Below are 23,285 nucleotides of genomic sequence, written 5' to 3' on the forward strand. Positions count from 1 at the left end.
GCCGATTGGCGACTTTTTGCATTTAACATACTCCATTTACTCCAATTATCTCATCTGAAAATATAGACAAAAGCGTTCAATCCGTTGCGTTATTATTGATCAATGAAGGTTCTTGATGTTGGACACCCCATTCGCATAGTCCTTCCAAAACGGGCAATAACGTTTCAGCTTTGGCTGTCAGACGGTACTCGACTTTAGGAGGGACTTGGGGATATTCTTTCCGTTCGACCATACCATCTGCTTCTAATTCTTTGAGTTGTGAACTCAGTGTTTTATACGTGATGGCGCCGATCTGTCTTTTAAGTTCATTGAAGCGGACAGGCTGGTTCTCAGCCAGTAGATACATAATCACCATTTTCCATTTGCCACCAATGACAGACAACGTATATCCAAAAGGGGTATCTTGAATGTTTTTAACTTTACCGTGGTATTCAGTCATACTCATCATTTACACTATCCTTCCGGGTAGTACCTATCATAAAAGACCGTACTATTTATTTGTTTGGGCTCAGTTTATACTAACCTTACTTTGAAGTAAAGGAGATTTATGATGCCTCAACAAACAATACGTTGTCATGTTTGGCGGTGACTGTTTGGTTGAACAAGCCCCGTTTGCTTATTTAAATGAACGATATGGCGGAGAACTTGGTTTGATATGGATTGATGCCCATGGTGATTTGGTTAGATACGAGGGCTATGACAAAGGTCATACTTTACCGCGCTTGAGAACCTTCTTGGGGAAGGCGATCCGGAGTTTGCCAAACATGTGAGTGTCCCCTTGAAGCCCGAACATGTCTTCATGGCCGGGTTGACAACCCCCACGGAACAGGAAACCGAAGTAATTCAAAGATTGGGTATCCGAACGGCTGGAACTGCAGAATTAACCGATGGCATGGATTCGATTAAGAAGTGGATTACAGAAAACGGCATCAAACACCTGGCAATTCACCTTGATCTGGATGTGCTTGATCCCAATATGTTCCGTTCATTGTTATTCGCCAAACCAGGGGAACCTTATGTGTTTTCACCAGCGGGAACCATGCAAATACCTCACTTGCTTCATCTGATCAAAGAACTGACTGAAGAAACAGATGTAGTTGGATTAGGAATAACTGAGCATATGCCGTGGGATGCCATTAACTTGAAGAATTTGCTTGGAGAAATACCTATCCTGAACCAGTGATATAGGTTATAAGTCGCTAGAATATATCAGAATACTGATATAAGGAGTCAAAATATAGGAAGATTACAGATAGAAATATCAATATTATTATATGGGTGGTTCGACGAGAATCAGAAATTAAACAAACTGAGGAGAGACACCCAGATGGTCACGTTATTGTTAATCATTATTTATCTCGCATTTATAGGGCTGGGATTACCGGATGCTTTACTTGGCAGTGCCTGGTCCGTTATGAAAAACGATATACATGCGACAACAGAAATGGCTGGTTACATATCGCTAATCATTTCATTTAGTACAGTAGTGTCCAGTCTGTCCGCCAGCCGATTGTTACACCGATTCGGAACGGGTAAAGTCACATTATTCAGTATCCTCTCAACAACGATTGCGCTGTTGGGATTCTCATTCTCTGAGAATTTTGTGTTTTTACTGATTCTGGCGATCCCTCTCGGCTTAGGTGCAGGTTCAGTGGATGCGGCACTAAGTAATTATGTAGCATTACATTTCAAGGCCAAGCATATGAACTGGTTGCATTGTTTCTGGGGAATTGGGGCAGTGACAGGCCCACTCGTTATGGCATATTGGCTGAATCAAGCAAACAACTGGCGTGCAGGATACGTTACTGTGGGGTTGATTTTGCTTGGGATCGCGGTGATTTTATTATCAACTTTGTCTCTATGGAAGATTTTTGAGAAGGGCAGAGTAGAGGGTTCAGGTGATGAGAAGAAACGCGTAAGTAACCGTGAGGCCATACGTATCCCCGGCGTGAAAATGTCGATGCTTGCGATGCTCTGTTACAACGGTTCCGAAACTGCTGCCGGTCTGTGGATGGCTTCTTTCTTCATTGTTAGCAAAGGAGTTTCTCCAGGTACTGCCGCAGTACTATCCTCCCTTTTTTTCATTGGCATTATCTTGGGACGCGTAATTTCAGGTTTTCTTTCGACTCATGTATCCAGCAAAAATCTCATCAGATATGGTGGAATCGTTGGATGCTTCGGATTAGTTATCCTGGTTATGCCGATTCCTTACTGGATTGCTGCAGGGGCTTTATTTATCGTGGGATTGGGCGGAGCACCGATCTATCCGAGCATTGTTCATGCGACACCGGAACGCTTCGGTGAGAAGGCATCCCCAAGTGTAATTGGACTTGAAATGGCCAGTGCCTATACGGGTTCAACACTCATCCCGTTAGGTATGGGACTCATAGCCAGCCAATGGGGAATGTCAATGGTACCCCTGATCCTGCTGATTCTGTTCAGTGTCATGTTCGCGGCTACAGAGCTGGTTAACAGAAGCAACAAGGCTATGCGCCTGACCGTATAGCTCTTGCTATAGGTCATTAAGGCTCTGCCACTATACAACAAAGGAACAACCATCGCTGGTTGTTCCTTTTGGTGTGTTTAATTTTTTATAAGAAAATCAGCAACAATGTACCTGCGGCAAAACAGTAATACGAAAAGTATTTCAGGTTGCCTTTGGCCATAATGCCCATAAACCATCTCATGGAGAAATAGGTGACGAAGAGCGTCGTGATGAATGCGATCAGATAAGGGATAGCCAGCTGTGATCGATTCGGATCATTGGCAATGTCGGATACCCCCATGATGAGTCCACCAATACTTATGGGAATGTACAGCATAAAGGAGAACTTCAAAGCTGTTTCCTGTTTCATGCCGACAGCGATGGACGCAATTACAGTTGCCCCTGAGCGGCTAATCCCCGGAATAAGAGCGACCGCCTGAGCCAGACCTACCAACAATGCATCTTTTGTAGACAGATCACCGTCTTGCTTGCGACCACGAAGATTACGAATCAACCATAAGGCAACTCCAGTGATCAATAGCGCGATGGAAACGGTATATACGGATGAGAAAATTTCTTCAATCCGGTCCTTGAACAGGACTGCAACGACAGCAGCAGGGATCGTACCAATAATTATGTATAAGCAAAACATGAAGTCTGCTCGATATTCTTCTTTACGAGTACGCAGGTAACCGAGTGCACCAATAATCAACTTTTTGATATCTTGCCGGAAAATAAAAATAATAGCGATAAGTGATGCCGTGTTAGTTAAAATCTCAAATGACAATCCATTCTGCTTGATGCCCATGAGCCTCTGGGCGATGATCAGATGACCGCTTGAGGAGACGGGAATCGGCTCCGTTGCACCTTGAACAATACCTAAAAACAAATACTTTAACCACAATATGATCTCTTCCATGTTTTCCTCCTTGAATACATTTCATTGGCTTTTCAAAACTCTCTTTTTAATAAAAGTGACTTGTCTACTCTATTGATGATAGCTGTTTAAGTTGGTGACTTGCAAGTTAGAGTTCATAGAGAGAGGGAAATAAACATAGCTTGTCAAATCCTGCATAGCATGATATCGTTGATAACGATTATCAATATCAATGAAAAGGTGGGTTTATTTTGCGTAAACAGATAAAATCTATATGGATCATGATGGCGCTTATCTTGCTGATTGTACTTAGTGCATGTGGTCAGTCTGCCACGACCAATAGTACAACCGGGGACAGCACGAATGCAGCTGCGGAGACAGAAACCAAGACGAACTCGGATTTAGCTTCTTCCGCTGAATCAACGGCAAGTGCCGAAGAGGAACTTGTTACATATCAATCGGATGCAGGTGAAGTACAGGTACCGAAGAATCCTAAGCGCATTATTGATTTGACATCATTTTCGACAGGCTACTTTGTTGCCCTGGATGCACCGGTGGTCGGCGCTTTATCAGGAGCGATGAATAACAAATATATCAAGGACCAACTTGCAGCTGCGGGCACCAGTGATCTGGGTGAAGAGCCTACACCAGAGAAGCTAATCAGTTTAAAACCTGACTTATTTATCGTGTACACTGGAACAGAGGGTATCGACAAGCTGGAGCAGATTGCGCCTGTTGTACAGATTGCTTATGGTAAGCGCAATTTCAAGGATCTAATGATTGAAATGGGTAAGCTCACCAATAGAGAAGACGCTGCTAAAACTTGGATTGCTAAATGGGAAGCGAAGATCAACGAACTGAAGCCCAAGGTTCAGGAAGCTGTAGGAGATCGTACCGTTTCCATACTGAATCCATATGCCAAAGGATTATTTGTATTTGGTCATAACTATGGTCGAGGCGGTGAAATTATTTACGGGGAGTTTGACCTCAAGGCACCAGCCAAGGCCCAAGCTGAAGCGATTGACAGCGGAACTGGATGGGCTTCAATCTCCATGGAACTATTACCGGAGTATGCAGGTGATATCATCTTTACCAGCCCGTGGTCGGGAGATAAAACCGATCCCAAGATCGTATATGACAATACATTATGGAAGAACTTGCCTGCGGTAAAGGCAAATCATGTGTTCCAGCTTGATCCGACTTCAGACTCGTACAACGATCCGTTAACGTTGGAAGGTCAGCTGCAATTTATTTCCGATAGCCTGCTTACCGCGAAGTAAGATTACTGCATAAATGGTAATACTGGAGCATTTCCAAACGTCGTTACAGGACGGGGAAATGCTCTTCTTATGAGATTAGAATGTTATATACGTCGATCTTGGATGGATTTTGACCAATGTAATTAAGCTTGATACAATAGGATAACAGCTGATGAACATTAAATATCAAGTGGGGTGATCCAGATTGCAGCAAAAGAGTGAACGTTTGAATGTTTGGTTGGCTTTCTCTAACATTCATACCCATCTGAACGAGAAGCTGGAACAAGCTCTGCTTCAACAATATGACTTATCTTTGAAGGAATTTTATGTGTTAAACTTCATATATAATGCGGAGGGTAAGGAATTACGCCTACAGCAACTTCAAGATCTGGTGGGGTTGAGCCAAAGTGCTACTTCCAGGCTCGTCGTCAGGATGGAAGCCAAAGACTGTGGGGCTCTGGAAAGACATGCATGTGAAGATGACCGTCGTGGCATTTATACTCGTATTACGGAGCTTGGAGAGAATAAATACAAGAAAGCACTCCAAACGTTTAATCAGGTCTTGCAAACTGAATTGGAACAGGATGGATTTGAGACTCGATTAGAGAACCTCACTAAAGAATTGTTCTAAGACTAGGGTAAATATAGGGTAATGTAGTCATTTACCCTATAAGAAGACTTGACACTCATTAATATATCCGCTAAATTAAATGCATGCGCATGAATTTAATGTGGATGCGGTGATTCATGTATAAAGGAGGCACTGAGTAGACTTTGATCCAAAACAAAATTTTCGACGATATCTGATGAATTAAGAGAGGGCTATACAATGATTATGTTGATGCTTTTGACCTTCATATTAGGTATCTTCATCGTTGTACGTCAATTTTGGCCACTGCGCAATCTTGAATATATAGATTATGAAGTATTTCTCAGACATGAGCGTGATTTTCGGCAGTATAAAGTGATTGATATTCGAGATGCGACGGATTATATGGCTGATCCTACTCCGGATACGATTAACATCTCACTGGGACGCCTTGCTTTCACATGGGAAAAATACCTTCTTCGAGAAGATAACGTAATTATAATGTCACCTGGTATGCTTCAATCCAAAAAGGCTGTCCGTATTTTGCGAAAGCATGGATTTGAATGTCTTTATGTGATGAAGTAAAAGATATATGTGAGTTCTAAATTATACGGAGTTATTAATTGTAGGTGTTATTTTAATGCTTGCGCATGCATTTTTATTATACGTGATTCAGGAAAAGGGGAGTTTTATTTTGATGACAGATTTGTTTAGTCCATATTCTTTTAAAAGCCTAGAGCTTAAAAACCGTGTCGTAATGGCTCCAATGTGCCAATATTCAGTTGAGCAAAAAGATGGTATAGCAACCGATTGGCATTACATGCACTACGTTAGTCGTGCTGTGGGAGGAACAGGTCTCATTATCATTGAAATGACAGATGTGGAGCCGGATGGCCGCATTTCGGACTTTGATCTTGGGTTATGGTCAGATGAACAGATCCCAGCTCTGAAGCGGATCGTAGATGCGTGTCACAGTTATGGTGCCAAGGTCGCTATACAGATTGCGCATGCGGGCCGCAAAGCAGAAGATGCTGAGGTTCCAGTAGCACCTTCCGCGATCGCCTTTGATGAGAATTCCAAGCAACCAAGAGCGCTCACAACGGACGAAGTAAAAGGAATGGTTGAGAAATTCCGTAGTGCAGTAGCGCGTGCTGTGAAAGCTGGTTTTGATGCGATTGAGCTTCATGGTGCACATGGATATCTGATTCATCAGTTCCATTCTCCACTTACAAACAAGCGAGAAGACGAATATGGCCAAGATTTAACGTTATTCGGCCGGAAGATCATTCAGGCTGCAAAGGCAGAGATGCCGAAAGATATGCCTTTGATGATGCGTATTTCAGCTAAAGAATATGTAGAAGGTGGCTATGGCATTAACGAAAGTTCCGAGTTTGCCAAGGCTTATAAAGAGGCAGGTGTTGACGTATTTGACATCTCATCTGGTGGCGAGGGACCTATTGCTGCATGGGGCAGACCAGGGACTCACGCGGCGTATCAAGTACCTCTGGCTAAAGCAATCAAAGAAGCTCTTGATGTACCCGTGATTGCTGTTGGAAGACTCGATGATCCTACGTTGGCGAATGCAGTCATCGGAAATGAAGAAGCTGATCTCGTTGCGGTTGGAAGAGGTCTGTTAAGAAATCCTTACTGGGCTTTGGAAGCTGCGTCTGCTTTGCGCAAGACAACAGACGTTCCAAAACAATATACGACTGGTTTTTAATGTATTAATAATTTAACGATTTAATGATCTTCATTAATCCTTGCATAGGGAAGGACTCCGACTGACAAAACAGAAGGAGTCCTTTTTGAGGTTAAACTAGGCGAGGTAAAGGAACGATACTAGCCAGTAACCAGTCAAGAGATGGTAGTCGTCTCATCGGTTTTACCTCGCAGGCGTTTAATGTCTTCTCTGGGTGGGAATCCAAACATGCGAGAATATTCACGACTGAATTGGGAAGGGCTCTCGTAACCTACCTGAAATGCTACATCTGCTGCATCGGTGGACTTGGATAATAACAAGCGGCGGGCTTCTTGCAGCCTAAGTTGTTTTTGAAACTGAATCGGACTCATGGCAGTCACTTCTTTAAAGTGTCTGTGCAGCGAGGCAGTACTCATATTTGCCAAATCCGCCAATTCCTCAACCCGAAAATTTTGCTCAGAATGATTCATAATATATTCAATAACGTCTCTGATTCGATAGGTGTGGCTGCCCTCCATGGTAGCTTGTTCCAAGGCAATCCCATGTGGGCCCTTCAGAACTTTATAGAGAATTTCCTTTTTGAACAAAGGAGAGAGCAGTGGGATATCTTCCGAATGATCTTCCAACAAACGGGCTAACCTGACGACCGCATCCAGCAGAGACGGCTCAGCTTGGCTGACAAACATCGCACGTCTCGTCGTTTTTCGCGGTCTTGCTGGGAAATCGGAATGGTTCAATACCTCCAGAATCTCACTGGATGTGAATTCAAGTTTCATGGCCAGATAGGGAGCCTCAGACGAGGCTTGAATCACTTGTCCACTAACCGGCAAGTCAACGGTTGCCACGATATAACTTCCTGGACCATACCGGAAACGATCTTGTCCCAGTAGGACTTCTTTCTCACCCTGAACGATAATGCAGAAGGATGGTTCATTCACTCTAAATATAGGTTCAGTGACAACGGATTCCCGGATTAAAAATAATGAGGGAATGGCAGTAGAATGCACCCCGTCCTTGTCAGAATAACGGTCAATGAGTGTGGCTAATTCGTTCTGTTGTTCGTGTATTTGATCAGACATGCAAAGTTCTCCTTTTTTCCTCACAACATAATAATCACATTCTAACGTATATTGACCGAAGGCGGTAGAAAACGGATAGAAATAGGCAAACATTTGATGTGAATGGATAAGACATGCTGAGTGCTGGTTGCATATTCACAATTACACAGGTCATGATATACAACAAGTACAGAAGATATACACTTATGGTTCAGCTAATACATGATCAGATGAGAATGAAAAGGGTATCTGCATCTTTTATTTACTGATCGTTCCCGATGTGTTAGATTGATTTTGGGAGGGAAGTTGAATGGCTAGAAGTAAAGAGTTTGAAGTGAACGAAGTATTGGATAAAGCAATGAAGATCTTCTGGGAACAAGGTTACGAGAAAACGTCGATGAGTGACCTGGTTGAGCATATGGGAATTCATCGCAGGAGTATATATGATACATTTGACGACAAACATTCGCTGTTCTTGCAGGCAATCGATCGTTACAGAGGTAAGGTCAGCGCCACATTACTTGCAGAAATCAAGGCATCCAAGACGGCAGTGGAAGCACTGCATAAAATTTTCGATGTTATGATCCGTGAAGCAGAGGAGACACCATCGGGTTGTTTGATCGTGAACTCGGCTGTGGAGCTAGGCGCGCGTGATGAAGAAGTGGACAACCGATCCCTTGAATCATTTAACGACACAGAGCTGATGTTCGAGCAGATTATTCAATGGGGACAACGGGACGGAGAATTCGCCTCAGACCATGATGCGAAGGAAATGGCAGAGTACCTGCACAATATTTCTGTCGGCATTAGAGCCATGGCAAGAACCTCGACGGATAAGGAAAAATTAAATCGCATTATCAATGTATCGATGAAAATTTTGGAGAAAAAATGAGTAGAGACGTACCCAAAAAAGTAGCTTGAAATCCGTTAGAGGACTTCAAGCTACTTTTTTTGTGCGCTAATTTTAGAAAATAGAAAGCATGAACCATCAATTGGTGATAGCATTTTCCATCGGTTTAATTTTATGAATCTCTTCGGTTCCAGCCTCCAAAGCTGTTTCGTAATAGGAGCGTTTGTGCTCGATGACTTCCATGGTTCTTCTTAGTTCCTCCATTTGTGCTTCCACAATAGCTTTTCGCTCCGTAAACATGTCATATCTTTGCTTCAGCGAGGAGTCCCCTTCAGAGCACCATTCAATAAAGTCCTTAATGTCTTTAATAGGCATGTCGGTCAGCTTCAGACATTGGATGATCTTTAGAAAGTCAATGTCGGAGTCTTTGAACAAACGTGTTCCACTCGTGGTACGTTCCACAAAAGGCATGAGTCCTTCCTTGTCGTAGTAACGCAATGTATATACTGTAAGGTCTAATTTTTTGGCAACTTCACCGATTGAATAGGTCATTTAGAATGAATTCCTTTCTACTAGGGGTAGACTTCGAGTTAACTCTAGGATTGATCCGAGTGAATTCTAACATGTTGGATTACTGGATGTCAAAGTACGTTGGAGATAAAAAATAAGATAAACATTTGACCTAGAGTTAACTAGAGGGGGTAAGATTATTTTGAACTTTAAATTACTAGGAGGTTATCCCATTGATTATAGCTAAAGCCAGAGCCGTTGACGGACCAGACCAACAATTCAGAAGTGCTGAAATTAAACGACGTAATCTGGATACTAATGATGTATTAATCGAGATTAAATATGCCGGTATTTGCCATTCTGACATCCATACTGCCCATGGTGAATGGGGTCCAGTGAATTATCCACTCGTTCCTGGCCACGAAATTGCCGGGATTGTAACCGATGTAGGTAGCGGAGCCTCAAAATATAAAGTTGGTGACCGAGTAGGAGTCGGATGTATGGTCGACTCTTGTGGTGAATGTGTTAACTGCCGCAAAGGTGAAGAGCAGTACTGTCTCAAAGGAAATATTCAAACTTACGCTGGAGTAGACAAATACGGTGAGCCTACGCAAGGTGGGTATTCAACTCATATTGTTGTCGTAGAAGATTTCGTCGTTCGCATCCCTGATAACATTGCACTTGATGCAGCTGCACCTTTGCTGTGTGCCGGTATTACGACATATTCACCACTTCATCATTGGGGAGCTGGCCCGGGTAAGAAAGTTGCCGTTGTAGGTATGGGCGGTCTTGGTCATATGGCTGTCAAAATTGCACATGCGATGGGTGCCGAAGTAACCGTTCTTTCCCAATCCTTGAGCAAAAAAGAAGATGGACTGCAATTTGGCGCAGATCACTACTTTGCCACAAGTGAACCGGAAACATTCGAGAAACTTGCAGGCACCTTTGATCTGATGATTAACACGGTAAGTGCGAATATTGACATTAACGCTTATTTCTCACTGCTCACGCTGGATGGTACACTCGTGAACGTGGGTGCTCCTCCAGAGCCTTTAGCTGTTAACGTATTTTCTCTTATCGGTCATCGCCGTTCATTCGCAGGTTCCATGATTGGTGGTATTCGTGAGACGCAAGAGATGCTTGATTTCTGTGCAGAACATGATATTGCGCCTAACATTGAGGTCATTTCCGCCGATCAGATTGACGAAGCCTACAAACGTGTATTGGCTTCCGACGTGAAATATCGCTTTGTTATTGATATCGGCACCATGTAAGTGTGAACTGTGCAATAGTGATAGTTAAAGATAGAAGAAAGCAGCTGCCGCCAAGGTCAGCTGCTTTTTGCTTTTCAGTTTGTTAATTGCTGATCGTTCTACAATCAGCACTCTTATCGCAACGAACAGAAGATACCTGCGTCCAATAACTAGTTGGAAAAATATGAAAGGAGTGGGATGAGAAAGATGACAGTATCATTTTCACATCAGCCTGAAGGGTACGAATGTCCATTTTGTCGTATTTGGGGTATTGAGCGACCTGATCAGGGAACAAAACAAAGGGATATCATCTATCAGAATGAAAAGGTAACGGCATTTATAGCAGGCAAATGGTGGCCAAACAATAAAGGACATGTTCTTATTGTTCCGAATCAACATTTCGAGAACATCTTTGAACTCCCTGCGGATTACGCTGTTGAAATTCACCACGCGGCTCAGCTTACAGCATTTGCAATGAAAAGTACATATGGATGTGATGGGATTTCGACACGGCAACATAATGAACCTGCTGGCAATCAAGACGTGTGGCATTATCATCTGCATGTTTACCCTAGATACGTGAATGATCAACTTTATCTGTATAATGGTTCTCAATCCGATCCTGATGAACGTGCTTTCTATGCTGATCAGTTGCGTTCTTGGATAAAGGAAAACATTTAAAGTCTAGCAGGCTGCTCATTTTTTGTTGAGTTATCGGGCAGATAAGGGGTTTTGAATTTGATATTCATGATAGAATGAGTTTGAATGGGGCAAATTAAATAGTATATTTTATGATATGGGGGAAACCAATGGAGACCTTTGCAGAATTTATAGCACGCATCGATAACCCGGAACACCAGGCACGAACGGAAGAAGTCTTGAACTGGATTACTGAAAAATTCCCGAATTTAAAGCAAAAAATAGCCTGGAACCAACCGATGTTTACTGACCATGATACCTTTATCATTGGCTTTAGTGTATCCAAGCAACACTTGGCTGTTGCTCCCGAAAAGGCAGGAATTAATCGTTTTTCGGAAGAGATCACACAGGCGGGTTATGATCACACCAAAGAGTTGGTGCGGATGAAGTGGAAACAGGAGATTGATTTTTCGTTACTTGAGAGAATGATTGAGTTCAATATAAAGGATAAGGCAGAATGTTCAACATTCTGGCGCAAATAAATCGCGATATAAAAAGAAGACCCCAACTTCCGGATGTGGAAAGAGGAGGTCTTCTATATTTTAAGCAAAAACGATTATTGAGCACCTACAACATGGTGAGGTATATAGGGCTCTTCAAGGAATGAGACGTCTTCTGAGGTCAACTTAACAGAAAGAGCACCTACCGCATCTTCCAGATGCGATATTTTGGTGGCACCGATAATTGGTGCTACTACAGTGTCTTTTTGCAGCAACCACGCAAGTGCAATGTGAGTGCGAGGGACACCGTATTTTTCTGCAATGGATGCAACTCGTTCAACAACAAGCCGATCCGCATCGCTAGTCGCATTGTACTTGGATTTCTGAACTTTGTCTGTCTCGGATCGAAGTGTTGATACGGACCAGTCACGGGTTAACCTGCCTGAAGCTAGGGGACTGTAGGGAGTTACACCAATCTTCTCTTCCTTGCATAAAGGCAACATTTCTCGTTCCTCTTCACGGTAGATGAGATTCAAGTGGTTTTGCATGGAGACAAACTTGGTCCAACCATTTTTCTCTGCTACATGTAATGCTTTTTGGAACTGCCAAGCGAACATGGCTGAAGCCCCAATATATCTAACTTTACCGGACTTCACCACATCATGTAAGGCTTCCATGGTTTCTTCAATAGGCGTATTGTAGTCCCAACGATGAATGATATAGAGATCCACATAATCGGTTTCCAATCGTTTCAGGCTTTTATCAATCTCACTCAGGATGGCTTTTCTGGAAAGCCCTGAACCGTTGGGTCCTTTATGCATTTGTCCGTGTACTTTGGTTGCAATGACAACCTCATCCCGATTTGCATAATCTTTTAACGCCCGACCAAGGTATTCCTCGCTTGTACCCAGAGAGTATACATTAGCTGTATCGAAGAAATTAATGCCTAAATCCAACGCTTTTTTGATCACAGGGCGAGAATTTTCTTCATTCAGTACCCATTCATGAACCCATTTACTGGCATCCCCAAATCCCATACATCCCAAGCAAAATCGAGATACGTCCACGCCTGTGTTACCAAGTTTTGTATATTCCATATCATGTTCAAATCCTTTCTAGTGTTTATTATTTCCACCAGTATGGTGATCTATATACACATTATTATGTCATAACGAATGAACCAATCTGTACCACATTTCTATCAAAGTTTTGCCTAATCCTATCAGATTCTCTGAATCTGAATCAGTTGAGCCATTAAAGTTCTCCTATAAAAAGAACAAGCCATGCGTTTCTCCGTTGGAGATTCAAATGGCTTGTTCATAAAATATTATTTAATCATTGTTTGGTGAATCCAATCGCTTATTTTGGTTAATTTAAGATTGGCTTTGATGTTATCATCCAACTCTTGATACCGTGGAAGAAGATCTGTATGCCCATCAATCCATTGGTACAATCCTTTAAGACCTGCAGCTGTCTCACTTCCCAACAAAGGCTGAATCGCTGCTTCAAAATGATCAAAAGGTAGAGACATGAAGCTGATCTTTTCACCTAATACAGCACTGAATTGTTCCGCTAATTGTGCACCTGTCAGGGCTTCTAATCCGGGTGCTGGGATAATGCTTCCTGCCAATTCCGAATGAGTCAAGGCATAATAGTGGAATTGAGCTGCATCGTTTAAGCTAATCCAGGAGATCGGCTTGTCTGCTGGTACCGGGTAGGCCAAAACGCCATTGTTCAGTATTCCGGGAATCAGGAAGTTTTCCAAGTATACAATGGGTTCCACAATGATATATGGAAGACCACTTTGCTGCAATTCATGGATAACTTCACGTTTCAATTCAATTCCTTTGGAATGGGTGATAGGGTCAGGAACATAGGTACCCGTGTTAACTACAATCAATTTAACGTTTGCCTGTATAGCAGCATCAATTGCATTTTTGGTATATTGTCTGATCTTATCCGGATTGAACTCCACCGGCAGGTTTAGGAATACTTTACTTACACCTTCATGCGCCGCATGGAGCTGTTCTACATCTGATAGATCCCCGATGAAAGCTTCAATGTTTTGTTCCTTTAATGTTTTGGCTGTTTCCTCATTTCGAGTAATCGTGCGAACCTCAAAACCGTGTTGAACGAGTAATTGAGCGACAGCGCCGCCTTGGGATCCCGATGCTCCATATACTAAAAATCGATCATTCTGTGTCATAGTGGTCAATAACTTCCTTTCAATATGTCATTGGAATGGATGAGTTAACACTCAGCATTGACCTCAGCATAACGGATTTAGAATAGGAGCGTAAGTACGCACATTAATGATATAAAGTATCCCTTGAGATACTATGGGAAGGCGTTTTACATATGTTTTGATCCCCAATCACCTAGCTGAAACAAGATCGAAGTCAGGCTTTGTCCTTTTTCTGTAAGGGAATATTCGACTTTAGGTGGAACTACAGGGTGGGTAACACGGTTTATCAAACCAGCTTCTTCAAGTTCTCGTAATTGCCTGGTTAACGTGCGATGCGTAATGGGGTTAAGCATTTTTTGCAATTCATTGAATCGAATTGTTGAATGGAGGATGAGCCGATTTATAATTAATAGCTTCCATTTCCCACCAATCATATTGACTGCAAACTCAACAGGACAACGGTCCTCCACAGGTTCTATATTCATGTTTATGTATCCCTCCTAAAACATCAACTCATGTTTCATGTTTCGTTCATTTTATCGAATTTATAAAGGGGTGTATAGCTTACCACATTCAGGGTATGAACCATGCCCGAGACATAAAAAAAGATGCCCTCAGTGTAGCTCAAGGGACATCTTATTTAATATAAATTATTGTTCAACTCAGACAGAACAGAAAAAAAGCATTGAACGTGAAAAAAAGCCATGATATAATCTATAGCGCAATTGACATTTCTATTGATTGTAAAGGATGAATCATTATTTCTCCTAATTTAATTTTACATCCGACATTCCGATTTGTCAATGCTCTTTTTTTGGTCCTAATAAATGGAAAAGGGAGTGGACTCATTCATGGATAAAACAGTGGAATGGAAGTTGGAAGAGGAACGACTAGTGCAGGTGAGGAACAAACTTCAGGCACGACTCGACGAATTAGAACCGAAGGTTGCAGGACTGCATGAACAGGCTGCCGAAATTCGTAAACGCTTTTGGGAAGAAGTGACGATTAATACGGGTTCGTACACGGATTTTGAAGATGCATTTTATACCATTAATCAGCAGTCCAGAGTGTTGGCCGAGAGGGAGCGCGGGCACAAGCTGTTAACACAACAATGGAAAAATACAAAGAGACTGCTTCCAACGCCGTATTTTGGCCGTTTCGACTATAAGGAAAAAGGCATGACATTGACGGAACAGATCTACATCGGCGTATCATCCTTCATGGATGAAGATGGATTGAACTTTCTAATCTATGACTGGCGTACGCCAATTGCGAGTCTGTACTATGATCACTCTCCCGGACCAGCTAGTTATGACACACCTTCAGGACGAATCGACGGAAAGATGGAGCTCAAGCGTCAATTCCAGATTCAACATGGGCAGCTTCATAGCATGTTTGATTCAACTGAGACGATTGGTGACGAATTGTTGCAGCAAGTGCTCGCCAAGGGTGCAGACTCACAAATGAAGAGCATTGTAGCAACAATCCAGAAGGAACAAAACGCCATTATCCGTGATGACCGAAGCCGAATGCTTATCGTTCAAGGGGCAGCTGGCAGTGGCAAGACGTCAGCTGCGTTACAGCGAGTGGCCTACTTACTATACAAACACCGCCAGACCGTCAAAGCAGATCAGATTGTGCTTTTCTCGCCGAATCCGATGTTTACCAGTTATATTTCCACCGTGCTTCCGGAACTTGGCGAAGAGAACATGCAGCAGACAACTTTCCAGGAATATCTGAATTATTGGTTGGATTCCTCCTTACGACCAGAGGATGCCTTTGATCAGATTGAATATGTGCTGACAGCTCAGAATGATCCGGGATATGAAGCTCGTCTGGAGGCGATTAAGTACAAAGCTTCCGAGACATTCCTGCAAGTGCTCCAAAACTACGGTAAGTGGTTAGGAAGAGAGGGGATGCGGTTTAACGGGATTCAATTTCGGGGACGTGAATTCATCACTGCGGACCGAATTAAGACTCAATTTTACAGTTTGGATCAAAATCTTACCTTGTCCAACCGTATTCTTCTTTTGCAGGAATGGTTGTTGAGAGAACTTGTCTCGCTGGAACGTCTGGAACGGGAAGCAGACTGGGTTCAGGAGGAATTGAATTATCTGGACACGGATGAGTATGTGGAAGCTTTCCGCATGTTGCACAAAGAAAAGCCTGTGTTCGATGTAGCGGAAAAATACGCAGCACGAGATAACGGTAATAACAGCGCAGAGCAAGATGAGGGTGCCTTTAACTTTGGAGTGCGGGAAGAGGAGTTGCTTCGTCAGAAACTGGTGAAAGATATGTTTAAACCTTTAAGAAAGAGTGTGCGGAAATTCCAGTTCGTGGATGTGAAAGGGATATACGAACAACTATTTGTAGATGAAGCCGCTTATCGGGAACAAACGAATGGGGCAATCCCCCCACAGCACTGGCCTGAGATTTGTAAACAGACCAAGGCCATGATCCTTCAGAACAAGCTGTTCCATGAGGATGCTACTCCGTATTTATATGTAAAAGAGATGATCGAAGGCGTCCGGACGAACACAGAGATTCGTTATGTCTTTGTCGATGAAGGCCAGGATTATTCGGCGTTTCAATACGAATATCTGAAGAAACTGTTTCCTCGTGCTCGCATGACAGTGCTGGGGGATTTCGGGCAAGCGATTTTTATGCAGGCTACGGATTTGGCAGCATCCAACTCGCCACTAGTTCACCTTTACGGAGAAGCCGATACTACATTGATACGGCTCGTACGCAGTTATCGCTCAACCAAAGAGATTGTTGAATTCACGAGACAGATGATGTTACCAGGTGGAGAAGAGATCAGACCCTTTGAAAGGGGAGATCAGAAGCCTCTTTTAACAGGATTGAAGGACGAAAAGCAGCGTGGTGCGCAGATTATCGCAGACATTGCCGCGCTTAAGGCAGAGGGGTTTGATTCCATCGCTGTGATTACGAAGACCGCGGCTGAAAGCCGTGACGCCTATGAAAGGTTGCAAAGTCAAGGCGGCGAAGGGTTGCAGCTCATAACAAAGGACACACAGATTTTCGAAAAAGGAATCATGGTTATTCCTGTGTACCTCGCGAAAGGCGTTGAGTTCGATGCTGTCCTGGTCTATGATGCTTCACCCGTTGATTACAGCCAGGAATATGATCGCAAGCTTCTGTATACGGCATGTACACGGGCCATGCACCGACTTCATCTATATACAGTGAGTGACTGGTCACCATTTGTGCAGGCGTTACCTGCGAATCTGTATGACATAAAATCATAATCCATATGTAAATCCATTCTCAATGAAGGACCAAAGAAAGATGCTCGGAGCCTTTTTTCAAAGGTTATCGGGCATCCTTTTTTTATGAAGATATGAATCATAAAAGTTATTCTTTACTGATCGTTCCCGATGTGATAAGTTGTTATTGGGAGTTATGAGAATGATCATTCCCATAACAGCTCGAAAATAAATAAATTCTCAATGAGAGGGAGTAATATTAAATGAATATTTCCAAACAAGTTGCTATTGTAAGTGGGGCTAATCGAGGGTTGGGCAAGGAACTTGCTCTTGAATTGCTGGCGCGGGGAACAAAAGTTTACGCTGGCGCAAGAAATCCTGAATCCATTGATCTGCCGGGGGCTATTCCACTGCAACTCGATATTACTGATCCACAATCTGTCATGGCTGCAGCTGAGGTAGCTAGTGATGTAACCCTTCTAATCAATAATGCTGGTTCCGCTACAGGTGCTTCTCTGCTCACAGGTGAGCTGAACGATATTCACTTGGAGTTCAATACACATGTATTCGGTACGCTTTCAATGATTCGTGCGTTTGCACCGGTGATAGAGAAGAATGGAGGCGGTTCGATACTGAATATCCTGTCTGCTCTATCTTGGCTCAGCCTTGGTAACTCAGGAGCATATTCAGCTGCAAAATCCGCTCAGTGGGGAATTACGAATGCATTACGTCTGGAATTAGCCCCTAAGAACGTTAGCGTTGCCGGATTGCACGTGGCGTTCATGGATACGGATATGACGGCAGGTATCGACGCACCAAAAACGAGCCCAACGGATATTGCCAAAATTGCAATAGATTCCATCGAAGCGGATCTCTACGAGATTATTGCTGATGATACCAGCCGGAATGTACAACAGGGTCTTGCTGGTGGTGTTGCTGCCCTTTACCCGCAATTGTTTCAAAAATAAAGAGGTGTAGATGCATTTTCACGCTATAAATAAAGCAACCCCCACCAGATAGGTGGGGGTTGAGTACGTCATGAATTCTCCAATTCCATTCCTTCAAGAACGGTGAGAATATGAGGTTTAACCTTTAACTGCACCGGCAGTAAGGCCGCTGACGATATATTTTTGCCCGAATAGATACAGGATGAATACAGGCAGGGAAGTAAGCACGAGATTAGCGAAGATCAGGTTCCAGTCCCGGCTATATTTGCCGTAGAAATTGTAGATCGATAGTGGCATCGTCCAGGTGGAACTGTCTGTCAGGAAGTACACCGGAATCGTGATGTCATTCCAGACGGACATGAACACCATGATGGCTACCGTTGCGTTAACGGGCAGGATGAGCGGTGTGACGATGCGGAAGAACACCCCGAACACACTTGCTCCTTCCAGAAATGCCACTTCGTCCAGCGCTCGTGGAATGGTTTTGATAAATCCACTATACAAGAAGACACTGAAGGCTGTATTTAACGCGGCGTAGATCAGGATAACACTTGTGATGCTGCCGTAGAATCCCAATCCCTGTACAACACGAATGGTCGTAATAATCGACATTGGTGCAATCAGTCCCATGAAGAAATACATGTAGATCGTGCCGGATAGTTTGGTTTCCCGACGTGCCAGAATGAATGCCGCTGCCGAAGAGGCAACGATATTAATAATGGAAGATACGCCAGTAATCAAAATGCTGTTGAAGAACGCTCGCGACAGACCGCCTTCCTGGAAGACACGAACATAGTTCGAGAACTGCCATGTTTCCGGAAAACTCAGGGAGAAGCTAAGCACTTCGGCGCTGGTTTTGAATGAACCAAAGATCAGAATGACAAGCGGCAACAGAACGATAAGAGAGGCCAGAATCAGGAAACCTTCCACGATATAGTTGCGGATGGCGAGTTTGCGTGTATAGCCCATGTTATTCCGTAACCTCCTTACGCCGCATGAAGATCAATAGCGGTATAGCAATAATGGTAACGACCACGAACAGTAGAGTGTTGACCGCGGTACCAAGTCCCCAGTTGCCTTCGCCGAAAGATCGCAGAATGATCGTACCTACGACCTGTGAAGCGTTACCCGGGCCACCACCGGTCATGACATATACTTCGGAGAATACTTTGAGTCCACCGATCAAGGTCAACATCAAGTTAATGTTAATCGCGGGCAGCAAGAGTGGTAGTGTGATTTTGAAAAAACTTCTCCACGAGCTTGCGCCATCAATCTTGGCGGCCTCGTAATACTCTTGAGAAATGGACTGCAGGCCCGCCAGATAGATGGCCATCTGGAACCCTGCACTCTGCCAGATCGAGACGATGGCAATCGTCCAGATCACAATTGATGGGTTGGTCAGCCAAGCTTGGCTTAACGAATGTAACCCTACAGATTCCAATAGATTGTTAATCGTACCTTCGGTACGCAACATGGGAGTGAACAGAATGCTGATCACAAGAATGCTGAGTATGGAAGGAGAGTAGAAGATGGCACGTAGCAGGTTCTTCGTTCTTAATCGCATGTTAAGTCCTACAGCCAGCAATAGACCGATAACGTTTTTGCCCACGACAGTGACGATTGCAAATATCGCCGTGTTTTTCAGCGCCAGAATAAGCGTTTTGTCCGAGAAAATTTTCTGGAAATTATCCCACCCGATGAACTTCAGCTCCAGCCGATCCAGCCGCCAATCCGTGAATGAGTAATAGAAAGCGGCGAGAGCAGGCACAACGAAAAAGATGGAGTAGATGATCAGTGCGGGAAATATCATGTAATACGAATACAAATTTTTAGTCCTTTTCATGTCTCACACTCCGTTATAGCTAGGCAGCATAACGGTCGATCCTGTTATGCTGCCTTATATTTCACTCTTTAGAAACCTTCTACACCTTTATCCTGCATCAGCTGACTGAACTTCTCATCCCATGATTTCAGTACTTCTTCCGGTGACAATCCGCCTGCAAACTGATCCTGCAATAATCGGTACAGTTCGCTGCGATCAACCAGCATGTATGCGTCCGTTGTCAGCACGGTTTTCTTCGGCGTAATATAATTGTCTACAATATCCTGTTTGTAAGCTGGCAGTTCCGGTGTAGTAACGTCACTGAAATTGGATACGTATCCTTTGGAATCCACGATCTGTTGTGCGACATCTTTGGAAGCGATATAGTCCAGGAACTGCTTCGCCTCATCCAAATGTTTGGATTTCTTCGGAATGAACAGTTGTCCTCCGAGTGGACTTGCACCGAGACTGGCATTATCCGACGATGGAATCGGGAATACGCCCAGTTCCATATTTGGATCTTGCTCGGCCACGCCTTCAATTAACCAATCGCCCATAAACATCATGGCTACTTCCTTGTTCAGGAATTTACCTACGGCCATGTCATAGCTGTCGCTAAGCACATCCGTGTTGGTGTAACCTTTGGTGTAAATTTCATATTGTTGTTCCAGGAAAGTTTTGAATTCCGGGATATCAGACCATTTTTTCTTATTGCTGTTCAACTCATCAAAAAAAGTCGGTTCATTTTTGGCTACAAAATCGGCAAAAGCTGCTGCAGGCCAGATGTTGGCAGCCCAGGCATCTTTGTAAGGCATGAATACAGGTGTAATGCCACTTGCTTTGATTTTTTCACAGATCGCCAGGAATTCTTCGTAGTTCGTTGGAATGGACAACCCGAGTTCTTCAAAGATTTGTTTGTTATAAACGACCCCTTGCATCCCTGTATCTTGGCTGACATGGAAGCTGTAGAGATGGCCACCTGAAGAGAGGACGTCTTTGTTCACAATTCTGCTCGCCCAAGGCTCGTTGTCCAGAATTTCGAAGTTACGTTCAAGGTTCAGGTCCGTGACTGCGCTCGCCAGATTGTACTGAATAATGTCAGGCGTCTCATCTACAGCCAGTTTGGTTTGCAATACAGTTGTTGTTTGTTCCGCTGGAATCAGCTGCAAATTGACGCGAATGTTCGTTTGTTTTTCGAATGCATCGAGAATGTCCTGCTGGATGAAGGCAGAGTCCTGAGAACTTTTAGAGATTGCCAGCTCCAATGTGACTTTGCCACTCTTGCTGTCCCCGCCAGCAGCAGTCCCGGAATCCGTACCTCCTGATCCACAAGCCGTTAACGAGACCGATAATAAACTGGCCAGAATAATGGAAAACGCCTTTTTTCTTTTTATTGTTTTCAATGCAAATCCCCCTCTAAAACGTGTAGTGAATCCGTTTACAAGTCCGATTATAGATTCTTTTCTCGCCCCGGTACATGTCTGTGCTTGAACGTTGATGTGTAAAATCCTGAACTTGAAATCGCTATCATTTCATGAAATACCGTGATAGAGTAGACATGAATATAAGGGATTTCACATCATGTCAGAACAGGAGGGCATCTCTGAGAATGGCAAAGCTCATACATAAAGCAACTCAATTCAGTTTGCAGACAAAGGTGTTTTTGACATTTCTGGCTCTGCTTTTGTTCGTGCTGGGCTGTTTTATCGTTTATGTGAATGTGATTGTTGTCCGCCCGCTCAAACTGAAAACAGAGCAGGATACGCTCGTTACAGCTACGAAGGTAAGAGAGCAAGTGGATCTCTACGTAGAACAACAGAACCAGATGTCGCAGCGAATATTATCCAGCAAAAATATATTTGCAGCCATGGACAAGAGCTCCTCTGCGCATAGTAATTATGAAAGGCTGAAACAGATTCGGATCCTCAAAGACATTATGTTTCAGGCCATCGGGCCGAGTATGAATATCAAAGACATGTCCATCTACGACAATCATGGTGTTCTCCTGACAACATATCTGGGTTCGGGCAATCCTCCCGCAATATTGAACACCATGATGGAGAGTAGTCAGGTCGGACGAGATTGGACGGAAAGTGGTTTTGTTCTGCTGCGTCAAGACGATACGATCTCCTTTGTGCGCACGATCAATGATCAGAACGGCAAGGTGTACGGTTATCTTAGCATCCAGATGGAACAGGCCTATATACAGAATCTGACGGAGGGCATTACCGCTGGCGATGTCTATATTCTGAATGAACAAGGGGAGCAGATGACCGGCTCGGAAACGGGTGTGACATTTGCCAATTGGACAAAGCCTTCATCAGACGAGGGACTGGATGTGGACAAAAACGACAATTATATCACGCATTCCACATCACCCAGTACAGGCTGGATCACGTATATCATAACGCCCAAAAAATCTGTTCTGGGTTCGATCCATTCGGTTCAGACGATGTCCATTCTGCTGATTACAGCACTGATGCTGGTTTCGTTTGTGTATATCTTCCTGTCGACACGTAACCTGCTGCTGCCTATCCGCAAGCTACGTGGTCAGATCTGGCGCATGAACTATAGCAATATGAATCTGAAAGTGGATGAAACGCCGAAGAATAACGATCTCTCATTGTTGAATGAAGCCTTTCAGGATCTGATGGAGAGGCTGCAGCAATCGATTGACCGGGAAAAGTCGGCGCTTCATGAAGAAGTAAAGGCACGTAATTCGGCGCTGCAAGCCCAGATTGCACCTCATTTTATTCATAATGTCTTATACCTGATCAGTATAGCCGCCCAAGAGGGAAAGACCAAAGTTGTATCGGATATGTGCAAACATCTTTCGGACAGTCTGCGTTATATTGTCTCTTCACCATACGCGCATGTAACTTTGGCTGAGGAGCTTCAACATACGAGACATTATCTGTCCCTTGTACAACAAAAGTACGAAGAGGATCTGGAGTGGGACATCAGTGCTGACGAGCTGGCGAACGATATCAGGTTGCCGCGGTTGGTCATTCAGCCGTTTGTGGAAAACTGCATTGAACATGCCTTTGCCAACACTACGCCGCCTTGGCGTATCCAGATTACCGTGAAGCAATATAACGGATTATGGGCTTTGGAGATCAAAGATAACGGAGAGGGCTTTCCACCGGATAAGATCCAGGAGATTTTAGCCAATATTCAGGCATCGGGTTCTGGAATGAACCAGACTGCCAATCGTGGAACAGCCCTTGGTAACATGGGGATTATCAACAGTGTCAATCGACTCAAACTAATGTATAACAACCGGCTCTTTATTAATATATTTAACAATCATGCGGAAGAGCAACATGGAGCAACGATTCAAATCATCGGCTCACTGATGAAGGATTTTTACTAGCAAGGAGGTATA

The 23,285-nt window shown here is 43.7% G+C and carries 22 protein-coding genes and 1 pseudogene; 13 read left to right on the forward strand and 10 right to left on the reverse strand.

The window, feature by feature from the left end; genetic code table 11:
* Positions 1–76: 76 nt before the first annotated feature.
* Positions 77–445: a winged helix-turn-helix transcriptional regulator gene (locus MHB85_RS14495; protein ID WP_149846922.1), complete on the reverse strand. Its 369-nt coding sequence runs from the start codon at positions 443–445 to the stop codon at positions 77–79.
* 124 nt (positions 446–569) lie between these two features.
* On the opposite strand from MHB85_RS14495, the pseudogene MHB85_RS14500 reads away from it, so the two are divergent.
* Both MHB85_RS14500 and MHB85_RS14505 read left to right on the forward strand, forming a co-directional pair.
* A pseudogene (locus MHB85_RS14500) lies at positions 570–1,183 on the forward strand (arginase family protein); the annotation flags it as partial.
* A gap of 144 nt (positions 1,184–1,327) precedes the next feature.
* Complete coding sequence (locus MHB85_RS14505) at positions 1,328–2,506, forward strand: MFS transporter (RefSeq protein ID WP_192131661.1); 1,179 nt, start codon at positions 1,328–1,330, stop codon at positions 2,504–2,506.
* Between the two features lie 85 nt (positions 2,507–2,591).
* Here the strand turns inward: MHB85_RS14505 and MHB85_RS14510 are convergent, their stop codons facing one another.
* The gene (locus tag MHB85_RS14510) at positions 2,592–3,404 is read right to left on the reverse strand and encodes an undecaprenyl-diphosphate phosphatase (RefSeq protein ID WP_091016392.1); all 813 of its coding nucleotides are present in this window, start codon (positions 3,402–3,404) and stop codon (positions 2,592–2,594) included.
* Between the two features lie 209 nt (positions 3,405–3,613).
* Here MHB85_RS14510 and MHB85_RS14515 point away from each other — a divergent pair, with 209 nt between their 5' ends.
* The 4 genes from MHB85_RS14515 to MHB85_RS14530 all read left to right on the forward strand — a co-directional run bounded on the left by MHB85_RS14515 (position 3,614) and on the right by MHB85_RS14530 (position 6,930).
* Complete coding sequence (locus tag MHB85_RS14515) at positions 3,614–4,642, forward strand: ABC transporter substrate-binding protein (protein WP_105598672.1); 1,029 nt, start codon at positions 3,614–3,616, stop codon at positions 4,640–4,642.
* A 184-nt stretch (positions 4,643–4,826) separates the two neighbouring features.
* Entirely contained in the window at positions 4,827–5,252 is a 426-nt protein-coding gene (locus MHB85_RS14520; protein WP_091016387.1) for a MarR family winged helix-turn-helix transcriptional regulator, read from the forward strand.
* Between the two features lie 198 nt (positions 5,253–5,450).
* On the forward strand, positions 5,451–5,795 hold the full coding sequence (locus tag MHB85_RS14525; protein ID WP_105598673.1) for a rhodanese-like domain-containing protein: 345 nt from the start codon (positions 5,451–5,453) through the stop codon (positions 5,793–5,795).
* Positions 5,796–5,907: 112 nt separating this feature from the next.
* Entirely contained in the window at positions 5,908–6,930 is a 1,023-nt protein-coding gene (locus MHB85_RS14530) for an NADH:flavin oxidoreductase/NADH oxidase (protein WP_149846648.1), read from the forward strand.
* 134 nt (positions 6,931–7,064) lie between these two features.
* On the opposite strand, the gene MHB85_RS14535 is transcribed toward MHB85_RS14530, so the two are convergent.
* On the reverse strand, positions 7,065–7,988 hold the full coding sequence (locus MHB85_RS14535; protein ID WP_149846649.1) for an AraC family transcriptional regulator: 924 nt from the start codon (positions 7,986–7,988) through the stop codon (positions 7,065–7,067).
* Between the two features lie 289 nt (positions 7,989–8,277).
* Between MHB85_RS14535 and MHB85_RS14540 the strand changes: the two genes are divergently transcribed.
* Complete coding sequence (locus MHB85_RS14540) at positions 8,278–8,859, forward strand: TetR/AcrR family transcriptional regulator (RefSeq protein ID WP_149846650.1); 582 nt, start codon at positions 8,278–8,280, stop codon at positions 8,857–8,859.
* 96 nt (positions 8,860–8,955) lie between these two features.
* On the opposite strand, the gene MHB85_RS14545 is transcribed toward MHB85_RS14540, so the two are convergent.
* Positions 8,956–9,369, reverse strand: coding sequence for a MerR family transcriptional regulator (locus MHB85_RS14545; protein WP_341073148.1), 414 nt, complete (start codon positions 9,367–9,369; stop codon positions 8,956–8,958).
* A gap of 191 nt (positions 9,370–9,560) precedes the next feature.
* Between MHB85_RS14545 and MHB85_RS14550 the strand changes: the two genes are divergently transcribed.
* The 3 genes from MHB85_RS14550 (at position 9,561) to MHB85_RS14560 (ending at position 11,761) form a co-directional block, all read left to right on the forward strand.
* Positions 9,561–10,601, forward strand: coding sequence for an NAD(P)-dependent alcohol dehydrogenase (locus MHB85_RS14550; protein ID WP_149846651.1), 1,041 nt, complete (start codon positions 9,561–9,563; stop codon positions 10,599–10,601).
* A gap of 153 nt (positions 10,602–10,754) precedes the next feature.
* Positions 10,755–11,261 (forward strand): HIT family protein, encoded by a 507-nt coding sequence (locus MHB85_RS14555; RefSeq protein WP_223199949.1) that lies wholly within the window; start codon positions 10,755–10,757, stop codon positions 11,259–11,261.
* 128 nt (positions 11,262–11,389) lie between these two features.
* Entirely contained in the window at positions 11,390–11,761 is a 372-nt protein-coding gene (locus tag MHB85_RS14560) for an iron chaperone (RefSeq protein WP_105598678.1), read from the forward strand.
* A 74-nt stretch (positions 11,762–11,835) separates the two neighbouring features.
* On the opposite strand, the gene MHB85_RS14565 is transcribed toward MHB85_RS14560, so the two are convergent.
* The 3 genes from MHB85_RS14565 to MHB85_RS14575 all read right to left on the reverse strand — a co-directional run bounded on the left by MHB85_RS14565 (position 11,836) and on the right by MHB85_RS14575 (position 14,389).
* A complete protein-coding gene (locus MHB85_RS14565) occupies positions 11,836–12,816 on the reverse strand; it encodes an aldo/keto reductase (RefSeq protein ID WP_149846652.1) in 981 nt (326 codons plus the stop codon).
* A 230-nt stretch (positions 12,817–13,046) separates the two neighbouring features.
* Complete coding sequence (locus MHB85_RS14570; protein ID WP_149846653.1) at positions 13,047–13,925, reverse strand: SDR family oxidoreductase; 879 nt, start codon at positions 13,923–13,925, stop codon at positions 13,047–13,049.
* Positions 13,926–14,071: 146 nt separating this feature from the next.
* Positions 14,072–14,389 (reverse strand): winged helix-turn-helix transcriptional regulator, encoded by a 318-nt coding sequence (locus MHB85_RS14575; RefSeq protein ID WP_149846654.1) that lies wholly within the window; start codon positions 14,387–14,389, stop codon positions 14,072–14,074.
* Positions 14,390–14,755: 366 nt separating this feature from the next.
* On the opposite strand from MHB85_RS14575, the gene helD reads away from it, so the two are divergent.
* Positions 14,756–17,173, forward strand: coding sequence for an RNA polymerase recycling motor HelD (gene helD, locus MHB85_RS14580; protein WP_341073149.1), 2,418 nt, complete (start codon positions 14,756–14,758; stop codon positions 17,171–17,173).
* 221 nt (positions 17,174–17,394) lie between these two features.
* Positions 17,395–18,099, forward strand: coding sequence for an SDR family oxidoreductase (locus tag MHB85_RS14585; protein ID WP_036616036.1), 705 nt, complete (start codon positions 17,395–17,397; stop codon positions 18,097–18,099).
* A 117-nt stretch (positions 18,100–18,216) separates the two neighbouring features.
* On the opposite strand, the gene MHB85_RS14590 is transcribed toward MHB85_RS14585, so the two are convergent.
* The 3 genes from MHB85_RS14590 to MHB85_RS14600 form a co-directional block, all read right to left on the reverse strand.
* Positions 18,217–19,047: a carbohydrate ABC transporter permease gene (locus MHB85_RS14590; protein ID WP_017688542.1), complete on the reverse strand. Its 831-nt coding sequence runs from the start codon at positions 19,045–19,047 to the stop codon at positions 18,217–18,219.
* A gap of 1 nt (position 19,048) precedes the next feature.
* Positions 19,049–19,921, reverse strand: coding sequence for a carbohydrate ABC transporter permease (locus MHB85_RS14595; RefSeq protein WP_036670879.1), 873 nt, complete (start codon positions 19,919–19,921; stop codon positions 19,049–19,051).
* A 68-nt stretch (positions 19,922–19,989) separates the two neighbouring features.
* On the reverse strand, positions 19,990–21,303 hold the full coding sequence (locus tag MHB85_RS14600) for an ABC transporter substrate-binding protein (RefSeq protein ID WP_091016368.1): 1,314 nt from the start codon (positions 21,301–21,303) through the stop codon (positions 19,990–19,992).
* Positions 21,304–21,509: 206 nt separating this feature from the next.
* Between MHB85_RS14600 and MHB85_RS14605 the strand changes: the two genes are divergently transcribed.
* Positions 21,510–23,273 (forward strand): sensor histidine kinase, encoded by a 1,764-nt coding sequence (locus MHB85_RS14605; protein WP_149846656.1) that lies wholly within the window; start codon positions 21,510–21,512, stop codon positions 23,271–23,273.
* The last annotated feature ends 12 nt before the right edge of the window (positions 23,274–23,285 follow it).

The organism is Paenibacillus sp. FSL K6-4396, assembly GCF_038002525.1.
Taxonomy (GTDB): domain Bacteria; phylum Bacillota; class Bacilli; order Paenibacillales; family Paenibacillaceae; genus Paenibacillus; species Paenibacillus amylolyticus_B.

Bases quoted from the DNA above. Each gene is read 5' to 3' on its own strand.
- MHB85_RS14495 (WP_149846922.1), bottom strand. From the start codon at position 445: ATGAGTATGACTGAATACCACGGTAAAGTTAAAAACATTCAAGATACC.
- MHB85_RS14505 (WP_192131661.1), top strand. From the start codon at position 1,328: ATGGTCACGTTATTGTTAATCATTATTTATCTCGCATTTATAGGGCTG.
- MHB85_RS14510 (WP_091016392.1), bottom strand. From the start codon at position 3,404: ATGGAAGAGATCATATTGTGGTTAAAGTATTTGTTTTTAGGTATTGTT.
- MHB85_RS14525 (WP_105598673.1), top strand. From the start codon at position 5,451: ATGATTATGTTGATGCTTTTGACCTTCATATTAGGTATCTTCATCGTT.
- MHB85_RS14530 (WP_149846648.1), top strand. From the start codon at position 5,908: ATGACAGATTTGTTTAGTCCATATTCTTTTAAAAGCCTAGAGCTTAAA.
- MHB85_RS14535 (WP_149846649.1), bottom strand. From the start codon at position 7,988: ATGTCTGATCAAATACACGAACAACAGAACGAATTAGCCACACTCATT.
- MHB85_RS14540 (WP_149846650.1), top strand. From the start codon at position 8,278: ATGGCTAGAAGTAAAGAGTTTGAAGTGAACGAAGTATTGGATAAAGCA.
- MHB85_RS14545 (WP_341073148.1), bottom strand. From the start codon at position 9,369: ATGACCTATTCAATCGGTGAAGTTGCCAAAAAATTAGACCTTACAGTA.
- MHB85_RS14560 (WP_105598678.1), top strand. From the start codon at position 11,390: ATGGAGACCTTTGCAGAATTTATAGCACGCATCGATAACCCGGAACAC.
- MHB85_RS14565 (WP_149846652.1), bottom strand. From the start codon at position 12,816: ATGGAATATACAAAACTTGGTAACACAGGCGTGGACGTATCTCGATTT.
- MHB85_RS14570 (WP_149846653.1), bottom strand. From the start codon at position 13,925: ATGACACAGAATGATCGATTTTTAGTATATGGAGCATCGGGATCCCAA.
- MHB85_RS14575 (WP_149846654.1), bottom strand. From the start codon at position 14,389: ATGAATATAGAACCTGTGGAGGACCGTTGTCCTGTTGAGTTTGCAGTC.
- helD (WP_341073149.1), top strand. From the start codon at position 14,756: ATGGATAAAACAGTGGAATGGAAGTTGGAAGAGGAACGACTAGTGCAG.
- MHB85_RS14585 (WP_036616036.1), top strand. From the start codon at position 17,395: ATGAATATTTCCAAACAAGTTGCTATTGTAAGTGGGGCTAATCGAGGG.
- MHB85_RS14590 (WP_017688542.1), bottom strand. From the start codon at position 19,047: ATGGGCTATACACGCAAACTCGCCATCCGCAACTATATCGTGGAAGGT.
- MHB85_RS14595 (WP_036670879.1), bottom strand. From the start codon at position 19,921: ATGAAAAGGACTAAAAATTTGTATTCGTATTACATGATATTTCCCGCA.
- MHB85_RS14605 (WP_149846656.1), top strand. From the start codon at position 21,510: ATGGCAAAGCTCATACATAAAGCAACTCAATTCAGTTTGCAGACAAAG.